Origin of the sequence: Saccharibacillus sp. JS10 (genome assembly GCF_024436065.1) — a bacterium.
In the GTDB taxonomy this organism is placed as follows: Bacteria; Bacillota; Bacilli; order Paenibacillales; family Paenibacillaceae; genus Saccharibacillus.
In genome coordinates, this window is sequence record NZ_JANFNS010000001.1 from 360,043 (window position 1) to 373,673 (window position 13,631).

The window sequence follows — 13,631 nt, forward strand, 5'->3', positions numbered from 1 at the left end:
CTCCGCCTTTTCGCTTCCAGGTAGGTTGGAGTTTGGTGATACTTAAATAGCAAAAACCCTTCTCCCAAGAGAAGGGTTTTTACCTGTTTAAAGAATCAAATTAATGAATCAAAATTAGAAATCAGAATAACAGAATCGATCCTCAAATTACGTTTGGATCGGTTTAGTTTCAAGTGCTGTCGATGTTGGTTGTGTGTTAGGAGTACGCAAGATACGCATAGCATTGAGTACGGCGATTACGGTGACGCCGACGTCGGAGAATACGGCTTCCCACATGGTCGCGATGCCGAAGACGCCGAGGATCAGGAACACGGCTTTGACGCCGAGTGCGAAAATGATATTTTGCCATACGATGCGGCGCGTGCGTTTGGCAATACCGATCGCGGTAGCGATTTTGGAAGGTTCATCGGTCATGATGACGACGTCTGCGGCTTCGATTGCGGCATCGGAACCGAGTCCCCCCATCGCTACGCCGACATCGGCGCGTGCCAGTACCGGTGTATCGTTGATGCCGTCACCGACAAACAAGATTTTTTCTTTGTTTCCTTTTGCAAGATCCAACTTCTCGATCTGCTCGACTTTGTTTTCTGGAAGAAGTTCGGCGTGAATATCGTCGATATTGAGCTTCATCCCTACCGCTTCACCGACGCTGCGTGAATCGCCCGTTAACATGACGGTTTTGCGAATACCTAGCGCTTTTAAGCGTGTGATCGCTTCGGCTGCGTCTGATTTGATTTCGTCTGCAATTACGATGCGACCTGCGTATCTCCGATCGACAGACAGATGCACGACGGTACCCGTATCTTCACCTTTTTCAAAAGCAATACCTTGTTGATTCATTAATTTAGCGTTCCCTGCAAATACGGTGGATTGGTTAAGTACGGTTCGAATCCCGTGCCCGGATATTTCTTCGTAATCGTCGATTCGAGTGGGATCCAGCTTTTGGCCCCATGCCGCGATAATCGAATCGGCGATCGGATGGTTGGAATGCGATTCGGCGTAAGCCGCCAGTTCAAGCAAGCTTTCGCGATCAAATCCGTTTGCGGGAATGACTTCGGTCACTTTAAAATTCCCTTGCGTCAAAGTGCCTGTTTTATCGAATACGACGACTTTGACATCATTTAACGCTTCGAGATAGTTTCCGCCTTTGACTAGAATGCCTTGTTTGGATGCGGCACCGATTCCTGCGAAAAAGCCAAGTGGAATCGAGACGACCAATGCGCAAGGACAAGAAATGACGAGAAAGATCAGAGCGCGGTAGATCCAATCCGAGAAGGTCGCACTAGGCATAATCAGCGGTGGAACCACAGCGAGCAAGAGTGCAGTCAATACCACGATAGGCGTATACGCACGAGCGAATTTGTTGATGAATGTTTCGGTTGGTGCTTTGCGGCTAGCTGCATTTTCGACCAACTCCAAAATTTTAGCGACAGATGATTCTGCGAATATACGCATGACTTCTACAGTCAGTACCCCGTTTTTATTGATAAATCCTCCTAATACCTCGTCGCCGACTTTCACGTTTCGAGGTACGGATTCGCCGGTGAGCGCTGAGGTATCGACGAGAGAAGAACCTTCGATAATCCGTCCGTCGAGCGGTACTTTCTCACCAGGTCGTACTTGAATATGGGCGCCGACCGTCACGGATTCCGGGCTGACTTTCTGTAGCTCGTTGCCGACTTTGAGGTGGGCATAATCAGGTCGAATTTCAAGTAAAGATGTAATCGATTTACGCGAGCGGTTGACCGCCAAGCTTTGGAAAAATTCGCCCACTTGGTAGAACAACATAACGGCAACACCTTCCGGATATTGACCAATCGCGAAAGCCCCTACCGTCGCGACCGTCATCAAAAAGTATTCATCGAATACTTGGCCGCGGAAGATATTTTTGACCGCTTGCCATGCGACGTCGCCGCCTACGATCAGATAAGCCAAAAGGAACAGCCCGAACTCAAGACCTCCTTGAAGCGGAGTTAGCAAAGCTGTGGCAAGTAATGCCGCACCTACGCCAAGACGTATCAGCAATATTTTTTGGCTTCCCCCATGTTCATGCGAATGACCGCTATGATCGTGACCTCCATGGTCATGTTCGTGATGATGATCCTTTTTGTTGGATGTCGGCGCTGGCAAGACTTCACCGGAAGCATTGACCGTTTGCCGGGTTCCTTTTAACTGGATATGCACATGAGGTTCGAGTTTTTTGATCGTGCCGGCGGCTTTGTTGGATACTTCTTTTTCATGTATGGAATCTGTCTCGAATGTTAACGTTTTGTTGACGAAGTTTAATGAACAGGAAGAAACGCCTTGAAGCTGCTGCACCCGATTTTCGATTTTGAGCGCACAGTTGGCACAATCTAATCCTTCGAGCACCCATTCCCGTTTAATTTTATCTGCGGCAGTTCCCATCATGAATCCCTCCTTAACTTTTCTATATCATCTCATATGAGCATGTATTCATTTGTTATTTTGATTATATTCTTCTCGTATGCAAAAGTCAAAGATTCATAGAGGGAAAGCCTATTCGTAATCTCAACGATTTTTGCTATAATACAAGCATGACGCAAACGGGAAGGTGATACGTGTGACACAACAAGACACGTTGCATGAAGATGTAATCGACGAATGTGGTCACGACGACGCGGATAGTTCCGCTCCTCGCGATACGCTTGTACGGATCAAAGAAAATTTTGTAGATGATTCTACGATTATCGATATGGCAGAAATGTTCAAAGCTTTGGGTGATCCGACGCGGGTTCGAATCATTTATACGTTATTGCAAAAAGAACTCTGTGTTCACGATCTGTGTATTGTACTGGATATGACGCAATCCGCAGTCTCACATCAGCTTCGGTATTTGCGTAATACACGGATCGTTAAACGCCGTAAAGTCGGTAAAACCGTCTTCTATTCGCTCGATGATCGGCATGTCGAAGAAATTTTCGCACAGACCCTTCAGCATTTGCAGCATGGCTAGGTAATCATAATTAAAAACGACGACAATAAAGGAAGCCCGCAGTTTGGGCTTCCTTTTTATCTTCAAGATTGACAAACAGCCGTCTAACCCGGTATGATTTGCGATAAGTCCGGAGAGCCGGGCGCCCGCGGAAGAGTCCGCAAGCACTACCGAGCCGATTTACCGGAAACATTCCCTAGCAGAGCCTGAGCAGAGATAAGAGCAGAGACAAGTTGAGCGGAGCCGAGTCCTCATTTTTTTAAATCGCATATCCTATCACTTTCTTTCTCTTTTCTGTCCACCCTTGTCTAAATTAAAGGAGGAGAAAAGATGAAATTTCAATCTACACTTAGCCCACAGCAATCTACCTATTTTACTCAAAGCCATTTAGAAATCACACGGGTACTGACCCCTCTCGATTCAGAAGAGGCAGTTTCTCCGATTCTTAATCATATCGATCGCCATCGCGGCGCCCTTTTTACGAGCGGCTATGAATTTCCGGGTCGTTATTCAAGATGGGACGTCGGTTTTTTGAATCCGCCGATTGAGCTTCGTTCGTCGCGCGGTCTTTTTGAAATTCAAGCATTGAATGAACGCGGCGATCTGCTGCTCGATTTTTTATACAATCATTTAACTGCCGATCCGGTATTCCAATTATCGCGAAATGAACGTTTGATCGAAGGTTCTATTATTCATTCCGAAGAAGAAGACATGTTATCCGAAGAAGATCGTACACGCCGCCCTTCGATCTTTACTTTGATTCGTAGTATCAAGCAAGCTTTGGAAGCACCGGAAGACTCACAGCTGGGTCTGTATGGCTCTTTTGGCTATGATCTCGTATTCCAGTTCGAGCCGATGCCGCTTAAGCACGAACGTACGCTGGAGCGTCCCGACGTCGTGTTGTATTTACCGGATGAAATTATTATGGTCGATCGTCAGTTAGGTCAAGCGTACAAATTGAGTTACGATTTTGCTATGGACGGTCGCTCTACCGCTGGATTAGATCGCTTAACACCGCCTACAACAAATTCGACAACTCCCCTTCCAACTCAAATCGAATTGCCTAAGTATCAGCCGGGACGATATGCAAGTCTGGTCGATACAGCGATTGAGCAGTTCAAAGTCGGGAATTTGTTCGAAGTGGTGCCGACACAGACGTTGTATGAACCTTGCCCGGAACCCCCTTCTGCGGTGTTCCGCCGCTTAAGCGAGATCAATCCAAGCCCTTACGGATTTATCGTGAACTTGGGTACGGAGCATCTGGTTGGTTCTTCGCCGGAAATGTATGTACGCGTCGAAAACAAGCGGATGGAAACTTGCCCGATCTCCGGCACGATCAAACGCGGCGCTTCGCCGATCGAAGATGCCGAGCAAATCCGAAAATTGCTGAATTCGCGCAAAGACGAAGCGGAACTTAACATGTGTACGGATGTCGACCGAAACGATAAATCCCGTGTCTGTGAACCCGGATCGGTCAATGTCATTGGGCATCGTCAGATCGAGACCTACTCTCATCTGTTCCATACTGTCGATCATGTGGAAGGCACACTTCGCGAAGGTTGCGACGCGCTGGATGCGTTCATGACGCATATGTGGGCAGTTACGGTTACCGGCGCTCCGAAAAAAGCGGCGATTCGCTGGATTGAAGATCACGAAGATTCTCCGCGCGACTGGTACGGAGGCGCAGTCGGATTCTATAGCTTCGACGGTGGGTTGAACACCGGTCTTACGCTTCGTACGATTCGGATTCGCGGAGGAGTAGCCGAGATTCGAGTTGGTGCAACATTGCTATACGATTCGATTCCTGCCGAGGAAGAAGAAGAAACATTGACGAAAGGCGCTGCGTTGGTCAAAGCCGTTCGCGGTAATCGCAATGTAGATTCTACTGCTGGTTCTCAAGCAATCAACAATAAACCGGGTGCCGGAAAAAGATTGTTGTTCGTCGATCACGAAGATTCGTTCGTGCATACACTTGCGGGTTATTTCAAAGAAACCGGCGCCGAAGTGTTGGTGCTGCGTACTCCTGCGGCACTTCGAGTGCTTCAAGGCCAAGAAGTATTCGATGGCGTCGTATTATCGCCGGGGCCAGGACGCCCAGACGATTTCCGGATGCGCGAAGTGTTAGACCTTGCAATGGATCGTCAATTGCCGTTATTCGGAGTCTGCCTTGGGTTACAAGGAATTGTCGAGTACTTCGGCGGAAGCTTAGGCATTTTGGATACTCCACAGCACGGCAAGCCTGCTTATGTCACGACTTCTTCGGATTGCCCGTTATTCGAAGGGATCGACGAAGCGTTTAAAGTCGGACGGTACCATTCCCTGTATGCGGAAAAAATGCCAGAGAATCTAGAAGTAACCGCACGTTCGGAAGATGGCGTAGTCATGGGTGTTCGTCACCGCGAACTTCCGATCTACGCGGTACAGTTCCATCCTGAGTCCCTGCTTACGGCAGGAGGACGTATTGGGCACCGAATTATCGAAAACTTTATGCGCAGCGCTCAATTAAGCCCTTCCCCTGTTTTGAACGACTAAGATTTGTAATGATCACAAAAAGCCCGATTAGATCTCTTAAGATCTAATCGGGCTTTTAATTATACTTTTTGAAAATATTAAGCTTTTGCGGGTTGATCGATAGGTAATTGCTTGGCTTGCATAGCCGCAATAGAGTCAGGATCGGACGGGTACATTTTGCGGAACAATAAGGTCTGAAGAATCAAGAACGTACCGCTCGCCATCCAGTATAGCGGCATCGCCGCAGGTGCGCTGAATGAGAAGAACAACATGAGAATCGGTGAAATGTAACCCATGATCGCCATTTGTTTGCGCTGCTCAGGTGTCATATTGTATTGCGACACTTTTGCTTGGACGAGATAGATCACCGCTACCAAGATTGCCATTATCCAGTCCGGCGAACCAAGCTTGAACCACCAGAATGAATGACTGGATAGTTCAGGAGTAAAGCGAATCGCGGTATATAGTCCCGATAAAATCGGCAGTTGAATCAACATGGGCAGACAACCGATATTAAGCGGGTTAAAGCTATGCTTTTTGTAGATTGCTAGCATCTCTTGCTGCATCTTCTGTTGCTCGGCAGCTTCTTTTTTATTCTCGTATTTCTTTTTGAGTGCATCCAAGTCCGGTTGCATGACGCTCATCTTCATTTTCATCTGTTGTTGCGAACGGGCTTGGCTCATCATGAATGGGAACAATACGACACGGACGATCAATGTAATCAAAATGATCCCGATTCCGTAACTTCCGTCGAACCAACCTGCTAGATGCTGAATCAGATAAGAAATAGGGAACACGACATAATGATTGAAAAATCCGGGTGTCGTACTTGTAATTTCATTATTTTGTACGCCGCAACCGGCGAGTAATGTCACTAATCCGATTAATACCGTTAATAGCAGAAACTTGCGTTTTGCCGAGCTAGAAGTGAATCTTTTGGACTGATTATAGGCTTGAGCCATCTTTCTTTTCCTCCTCGTGAGTTCAAATCAACGTCATCGAAAAGGAAAAAGCAGTCACTATTATCGTCATCGGGCGCTTCGCGTCTTCGAATCATCCGACTAAGCCTAGAAGGTGCATCGCAGCTATACGTGATCGGCATCCGGTAAAAATAATTGCGATTATCGTAATTTCCGAATCCGATCCAGGTAAAGCGCAGGCTCCCGTACACAAACATCAAATAAAAGTATCGTAAAATCAACAGCAAACTGATCGAAAATAAATAAGGCAACAAGTCCTGAAAATCGAGCAAAAGATTCACCTCCTTTCACCGTGCACATTTATTGTTTTCTATGTGAATATTATAACAGACAAGGTTTACCTTGTATATCTTCCCACCCTACTTGCTTCAAGTTTCCAGCTTTAAGGTAAACAACCTGTAGGAAGTCAATTTAGGAGAAAACCGATCGCAAAAAGGTCGGACCGGAAAGCGGGAAGACCTATGATGAGTTATCGAAAAAAGCAACTTCTTGGCTTTGGCGTCATTCTTTTTGCTCTGATGATCCTTCTTCTTGTATTGGCTGCCATGCTAGACGGAGTCAAACAAAACTTATCGGAAATCATGGATGAACGTTATGATAAAGTCAGTCGCTCTACAGCTTTTCGCACAAGCTTTTCGTATTTGGACAGCGAAGTGGGTTACTTGATTAATGAAAATGATCCTCAGCAAATTTCTTCTCATCTCTCGGAAATCGAAAGACGCATTCAATCTGCTTATAATCATCTCTCTTATCTCCAACTGCATATCGGCAAAGACGGCAATCTACCGATGTTGGGATCGATTCAGCAAGGATTAGATCGTTATATGTCGGTATTCGAACAAATCGATCAAGCTTTGGATCAAGGCAATACAGAAGCCGCCGCTACTTTATTTATCGAAGAAGCTCAAAGCATCCGTACCAACCTGCTCCGTAATTTAGGGGAGTATACGACGATGCAAGAAAACCGAATGCAAATGGCGCAAAAAGAAGCCGACGAACGTTTTGAACATATTTTGATCGTCAGTGGAATTTCGGCTTTGGCTATTATTCTTATTGGTGTCTTAACTGCGATGTGGGTGATTCGTGGAACGAGTCGGAGTTTGAGAAAAATTGCAGACCGGATGGATACCTTTGATCCCGGAGCGATCGAAAAGATGTCTCGCGTGACGGTTGATACCGACGATGAAATCGGGCATATCGCGAATGGTTACAATCATATGCTGGATGCGCTGGAAGAACATAATCGCCAAAGCAAAGCGTTCAACCGACATATCGAAGACAACAATTGGTTACAGACCAAGCTAAATCAGCTTGTCGTGCTCTATCCGCAAATGACGAGTCAAGATGAGTTGGCTCAGAACTTTTTGTCGATCGTCGCGCCTTCTGTGCAAGCTTGTTCGGGTCATTTTTATATTCGCGAAAAAAAGAACGATCAAATTAGATTTGTAACGGTAGCCTCTTACGCCGATACGTCTTCCCCTAGTAAACGAAAACGCTTTTTACCCGGAGAAGGTCTAATCGGTCAAGCCGCTATCGACGCGCGTGAAATTCTACTCGATTTTCCTGAAGGCAATCAGGAGGATTTGCAGGTTGGTAGCGGAACTTTCCACCCGAGGCAATTATGGATCATTCCGATTGAAGCTGACGAACGTGTAGAAGCTGTACTTGAACTTTCTTCTCTTCAGGTCTTCTCTCCTCTTCATCGTCAACTGATCGAACAACTTCGTTCAACGCTTGGCATTGCCCTGCAAAGTGTATCGGGACGTAGTGAGGTTGAACGACTGCTGCGTGAATCGCAATTATTGGCTGAAGAACTACGTCGTTCATCCCAATATAAGTCGGAGTTTTTGGCGAATATGTCGCATGAACTTCGAACTCCGCTCAACAGTATTTTGATTCTATCGCAGCTGATTGCCGAGAATATGGAAGAAGAATCTGGAGAAAGCAAAGAATACGCAGACATTATCCATCGCTCTGGCGAAGATCTGCTGAATATCGTGAACGATGTGCTCGATCTTTCGAAAGTCGAAGCCGGAATGCTCGATATCAATCGGGAAGCTTTCCCTTTGCGTGATTTCCCTGAACTCATTCATTACGGATTCGATACGCTTGCCAAGCAAAAAAATATCGAATTCGATATTAAGCTTAGTGATGATATTCCGGATTTCTTTTATACCGATGGCAAAAGGCTGCAACAGATCGTGAAAAATTTACTATCCAATGCTTTTAAATTCACGGCTACAGGAAAAGTGTCTTGTATTCTTCGCAGCGTGCAAGTATCTGATATTCCTTGCCAAATGCCGATAAGCAAAATTGAGCGGTCTTGTATCGCGATTACGGTTGAAGATACTGGAATCGGGATTGCCGAAGACAAACGCGAGTTGATTTTCGAAGCGTTCCGGCAAGCTGACGGAAGTACGGAGCGTATGTACGGAGGCACAGGTCTGGGTCTATCAATCTGTCGGCAATTTGCTAAACTACTCGGTGGATGTATGACTCTTGAGAGTATTGAAGGAAAAGGCAGTTCGTTTACTTTGTACATGCCAGAGTTACCTGAAGGATCGGGCGATTAACATAAAAAAGCCGACTGTCTAGCGCAGTCGGCTTTTCGTATTCAACTTAATCGTTTAGTTGCCCATTTTGCGTTCGCCGTCGTAAGTAGCAAGCACGCCATATAGTTCCGGTCTACGATCACGGAATACGCCCCATTCAATCCGGTCGATTTCCAATTGATCCAGATCGAATTCAGCAGTCAAGATTTCTTCTTGATCGCGACTTGCTTCAGCAACCTTGTTGCCGCGAGGCCCTGCGATAAAGGAAGAACCGTAGAAGTTGATCGATGAATCTTCATCGCTTTCCGGTCCAATTCGGTTCGAAGCGATAACCGGAATCAGGTTGGAACCGGCATGACCGATCATGCACGCTTGCCAGTGGTCTTTGGAATCGATAGAGCTATCTTGCGGCTCTGAACCGATCGCTGTCGGGTACAGCAAGATTTCTGCGCCCATTAGCGCCATAGCACGTGCGGCTTCCGGGTACCATTGATCCCAGCAGATGCCGACGCCAACTTTGCCGTAACGGGTATTCCATACTTTGAATCCGGTGTCGCCTGGGTTGAAGTAGAACTTTTCTTCATAACCGGGACCATCCGGAATATGGCTTTTGCGATACGTGCCGAGGATTTCTCCGTCTGCGTCGATCATGGCAAGCGTATTGTACCGGGCATAGTTTTTCTTTTCATAAAAACTGATCGGCAGTACGACTTGTAATTCTTTTGCAATTTGCTTGAAATGGTTGATTGCTTTGTTGCTTTCAAGCTCTGTTGCGTATTGGTAATACTCTGCTTTTTCTTTCTGGCAGAAGTAAGGCGTCTCAAAAAGTTCTTGCAACAAAATCACTTGCGCGCCTTCGGCTGCTGCTTTACGTACCAGCGCTTCGGCTTTACGGATATTATCTTCGATATCCCACGTACAGCTCATTTGCGTTGCCGCTACTTTTACTTTTCTCATAATGAAAGATGCTCCTCTCGATTGTAGATGATCCGATCTATCGATTAAATTCCTGCTGGAATTTGTTGCGTGGTGCAGTGAACATTGCCGCCTTCGCGAATAACAGCCATTCCGTCTACCGTACGAATACGCAGTTCAGGGAATGTACGTTGCAAGACTTCTTCAGCAAGTTGATCCGTTTCGGCTGCTGCTCCGCCGAATACCGGCAGAATAATGCCACCGTTCACAAAATAAAAGTTCAGGTAACTCAAAGTCAGACGGCTTCCTTCGTATTCGGCATAAGGAGGTTGTTGGATTTTAATGATTTCAAGCTTGCGTCCTTTTGCATCGGTTGCTTCTTCGAGAATCCGCAAGTTTTCTTGCGTAATCGCATAGTTTTCATCTAAAGGATCTTCGCATACTTGAATAATGACTTTACCCGGTGCCGCAAAGCATGCTGCGTTATCGACATGGCCATCGGTTTCGTCGCCTGCAAGCCCGCGATTCAGCCAGATGATTTTTTCAATATTCGTGAAGTTTTTGACATGTTCTTCGATTTCGGCACGGCTCAAGTCTGGATTGCGATTCTCGTTCAGCAGACATTCTTCGGTCGTCAGCAATGTGCCTTCGCCGTCTACATGAATCGAACCGCCTTCAAGTACCAAAGGCGCAGCGAATTGACGAAGCCCTAAGTGTTCCAGCACGGCCGGTGCCACTGCATCATCAAGATCCCAAGGCGTATATTTGCCGCCCCAAGCATTGAAGCCCCAATTGACACCGGCGCGTTCGCCTTTTTCATTCAAAAGAATCGTAGGCCCGTTATCGCGTAACCAAGCATCGTTATGAGGAATTGTCAGTAGTTCGACCGAATGACCGGCAAAAACCGGATGCAGACGCTCCACGTCTTCCGGATTCACGACTAACGTCACCGGCTCGAATTCAGCAATCGCTTTGACGAGTTCGGTATACCCTACGCAGACTTCTTCGAAGTTCCCTGGATACACCATTGAAGATTGTACCGGCCAAGACAACATCGTCCGTTCATGCGGCGCCCATTCGGCAGGCATTGTATAATGAAGAGTTTTCGGATTCACTAATTTGTCGTCCCCTTACGTATAGAAAATAATTGTTCAAAAGAACATAGATTCGCGAACACCATCATACAATAACTGGTTCACACAAAACAAGCCATTCTCACAAAGAATGAGAACAGCTTGTTTGCTTAACTTTTAAGAGAATGATTTTGAACGTGAAGCCGGCAAAACAAAGATCAGATACGAGATCAAAGCCAGTAGTTCTGCGATTCCAATCACTAGCCCCATTGGAAATGCAGTTGTGCCGCTTCCAAGCCCTACAAGTGGCGTCGCGCCTGCTCCGAACAACAAGGGCATCAAACCAATCAAAGCTGAAGCACTACCTGCCGTGCGAGGTTCTTGACTTTGCATCGCAAGCGAAGTCGTCGTGGAGGATAGCATCCCGACACTTGCTACGATCAAAAATAAGAACGGTGCAAGACTCCATAGCCCGCCTCCGATCCAAGTCAGTACCATTAACGATATACCGGAGATTACAGCGATCAATAACCCGGTCACAAGGAGCCTGCTTTCTCCAACTCGATAGACCAATCTACCGGTAATTTGAGAAAACAACACAATACCAAGCCCATTAATAGCAAAGAACCAACTATAGCCCTGAGGTGATACGCCAAACAAATCTTGAATAACAAAAGGCGAACCGGAAATATACGCAAACATCGCTGCCATAACAAAAGCTTGGCATAACGCATATCCGATAAACGCACGGTTACGCAGCAGTTTTCCGAATGTACGTAACGTATCACCTAGACCTCCAGAAGAACGACGTTCACGCTCTAAGGTCTCGGGCAAAGCGAACATGACCGCAAGCAACATCATTCCTCCGATCACGCATAATACCCAAAACACACCGCGCCAATCGACGAAATTCAAAATGAACCCGCCGAAGATCGGCGCAAGGATCGGAGCCAAACCGTTTACTAGCATGAGCATTGTGAAAAATTGGGTTAATTCTTTGCCGGCATATAGATCGCGTACCGTGGCTCGGGAAATGACAATCCCCGCCGCTCCTGCTGCACCTTGAACCAATCGAAGGGCAATCAATACCCAAATCGACGATGCCAAAGCACAAGCGAGTGAAGCGATCGTGTACAACACAAGCGCTACGATCAAAGGCATACGTCTGCCTCGAATATCACTGAGAGGGCCTGCGATCAATTGTCCGAGTGCCAATCCGAGTAAACAAGCCATCAGGCTAAGTTGCGCCAACGGTTGTGTTGTATTCAAATTTTGCGCAAGTGTCGGTAACGCCGGCAAGTACATATCAATCGATAAAGGGCCAAAAGCCGATAAAGAACCCAGAATCAAAATGAACTTTAGTCGTTGCGCTTTGCCAATCGGTGTTTTCGTAGAAATTGAAGTAGCCATGAATATGTAGGTTCCTTTCTATTTTCGATAAGTCGAAGAACATATTAAATTTCGATTATCGATGTTTTCTACATATTCGTCAATATAGATCGCTAGGTTGCGTTTTCTTTTTATTTTTTCGTGGTTTTGATTTTTGGTTTTATTATTGTGAATTTTTCATATGATGAAATTATTTTTGAATAAGTTATCCCAGTTGGGCGTTGCTTGATTGGACGACTCTGTCAGCTTGCGAAATGCCTCCTCTAGTGCCCGGGCTTCGGTGGTAGAACTGTCAACTAACTTGGCAATCGGCAGCCGATGATAGATCCCTAATAAAATCGGCAATATTTTTCTGTATTTTCGCAGCTTCCGTGCTTGCTCTATAGGCACCAACGGATAACCGGCATGTTCTAATCGGTCGAATCCCTCGATCATTGCCTCTACCACTTGCTTGAGCAGCGCTTTGTCTTTCGCAACGGCTTTAAAGTCTCCATCATGGGCTTGCCATGCTGCGCTAAGCGGAAGAATCGGAATGATATGATTTTTGAGCCATCCATCGATATCGGTATGAAGAGTTAACTTGCAAGGAGCAGCTTCGAAAATGTTTTGCAATAAAGGCAAGATTGGTACTTTTCCTTTCTGACCTCCCGCGATCAGTTTCATCTTCCCTACTCGAAGCGATACAACTTTGCCATCTTCTTTACGTACACCCGCTCCGACTAGAAATCCGAAAGCAACCTGTTTTATATCGGTACTCATTTTTTGCAATTGCTGCTCCGTGTCTTCGATACTCGGATTGTTACCAATCATCATGATATGCTGACTATTGTTTTGAGCCAATATCGGCAAGATCGATCGGATATCGGAATATTTCATTACAGTAAAGATCAGATCGTACCTATCGTCAGCTGCGAGAGTCTCAATGACTTTTGGCCAATCAACCGTCGTTTTATTTTGAAGATGATGCTTAATGACCAGTCCGTCCCGCCGAAGCTGCTCTGCTCTTTTTCCACGGGCAAGAAAAGTAACGTCATGTCTCCCTTTAATCAATAATTGTCCAAGCACGCTGCCCAATACTCCCGCTCCCAAAATCAAAATCCGCATAAGTCTCTCCTTTTATATCCAGATGTTCAAAGTTAGCAAACGTTGATTAATGAACATCTGTTGATTAATATAAAAGTAGCAAGTAAGTTTATCATCAGCAATCGCCGATATTCGACTTTTTGTTGAGTACTCAACACATGAAAACAATCTGTTT

Annotated in this window: 9 protein-coding genes; 3 read left to right on the forward strand and 6 right to left on the reverse strand. The window is 46.1% G+C overall.

Annotation, left to right across the window (positions count from 1 at the left end):
- Positions 1-147 precede the first annotated feature (147 nt).
- Positions 148-2,406, reverse strand: a complete 2,259-nt coding sequence (locus NOM90_RS01650) for a heavy metal translocating P-type ATPase (protein WP_255940506.1) — start codon at positions 2,404-2,406, stop codon at positions 148-150.
- 175 nt (positions 2,407-2,581) lie between these two features.
- Here NOM90_RS01650 and NOM90_RS01655 point away from each other — a divergent pair, with 175 nt between their 5' ends.
- Entirely contained in the window at positions 2,582-2,974 is a 393-nt protein-coding gene (locus NOM90_RS01655; RefSeq protein WP_255939507.1) for an ArsR/SmtB family transcription factor, read from the forward strand.
- Between the two features lie 309 nt (positions 2,975-3,283).
- Complete coding sequence (locus NOM90_RS01660; protein WP_255939510.1) at positions 3,284-5,485, forward strand: anthranilate synthase component I; 2,202 nt, start codon at positions 3,284-3,286, stop codon at positions 5,483-5,485.
- 77 nt (positions 5,486-5,562) lie between these two features.
- On the opposite strand, the gene yidC is transcribed toward NOM90_RS01660, so the two are convergent.
- Complete coding sequence (yidC, locus tag NOM90_RS01665) at positions 5,563-6,426, reverse strand: membrane protein insertase YidC (RefSeq protein WP_255939511.1); 864 nt, start codon at positions 6,424-6,426, stop codon at positions 5,563-5,565.
- Positions 6,427-6,905: 479 nt separating this feature from the next.
- Between yidC and NOM90_RS01670 the strand changes: the two genes are divergently transcribed.
- The gene (locus tag NOM90_RS01670) at positions 6,906-9,017 is read left to right on the forward strand and encodes a sensor histidine kinase (protein WP_255939512.1); all 2,112 of its coding nucleotides are present in this window, start codon (positions 6,906-6,908) and stop codon (positions 9,015-9,017) included.
- Positions 9,018-9,071: 54 nt separating this feature from the next.
- Here the strand turns inward: NOM90_RS01670 and aguB are convergent, their stop codons facing one another.
- From aguB to NOM90_RS01690, 4 genes are all read right to left on the reverse strand, one after another.
- A complete protein-coding gene (gene aguB, locus NOM90_RS01675) occupies positions 9,072-9,953 on the reverse strand; it encodes an N-carbamoylputrescine amidase (protein WP_255939513.1) in 882 nt (293 codons plus the stop codon).
- 44 nt (positions 9,954-9,997) lie between these two features.
- On the reverse strand, positions 9,998-11,026 hold the full coding sequence (locus NOM90_RS01680; protein WP_370866547.1) for an agmatine deiminase family protein: 1,029 nt from the start codon (positions 11,024-11,026) through the stop codon (positions 9,998-10,000).
- Positions 11,027-11,161: 135 nt separating this feature from the next.
- A complete protein-coding gene (locus NOM90_RS01685) occupies positions 11,162-12,394 on the reverse strand; it encodes a Bcr/CflA family multidrug efflux MFS transporter (protein ID WP_255939514.1) in 1,233 nt (410 codons plus the stop codon).
- Positions 12,395-12,550: 156 nt separating this feature from the next.
- Positions 12,551-13,477 (reverse strand): ketopantoate reductase family protein, encoded by a 927-nt coding sequence (locus tag NOM90_RS01690; RefSeq protein WP_255939515.1) that lies wholly within the window; start codon positions 13,475-13,477, stop codon positions 12,551-12,553.
- Between the last annotated feature and the right edge of the window lie 154 nt (positions 13,478-13,631).

What these genes read in the sequence shown, in the direction of transcription:
- NOM90_RS01650 (WP_255940506.1), bottom strand. Translation starts at nt 2,406, where the DNA reads ATGGGAACTGCCGCAGATAAAATTAAACGGGAATGGGTGCTCGAAGGA.
- NOM90_RS01660 (WP_255939510.1), top strand. Translation starts at nt 3,284, where the DNA reads ATGAAATTTCAATCTACACTTAGCCCACAGCAATCTACCTATTTTACT.
- yidC (WP_255939511.1), bottom strand. Translation starts at nt 6,426, where the DNA reads ATGGCTCAAGCCTATAATCAGTCCAAAAGATTCACTTCTAGCTCGGCA.
- NOM90_RS01670 (WP_255939512.1), top strand. Translation starts at nt 6,906, where the DNA reads ATGATGAGTTATCGAAAAAAGCAACTTCTTGGCTTTGGCGTCATTCTT.
- aguB (WP_255939513.1), bottom strand. Translation starts at nt 9,953, where the DNA reads ATGAGAAAAGTAAAAGTAGCGGCAACGCAAATGAGCTGTACGTGGGAT.
- NOM90_RS01685 (WP_255939514.1), bottom strand. Translation starts at nt 12,394, where the DNA reads ATGGCTACTTCAATTTCTACGAAAACACCGATTGGCAAAGCGCAACGA.
- NOM90_RS01690 (WP_255939515.1), bottom strand. Translation starts at nt 13,477, where the DNA reads ATGCGGATTTTGATTTTGGGAGCGGGAGTATTGGGCAGCGTGCTTGGA.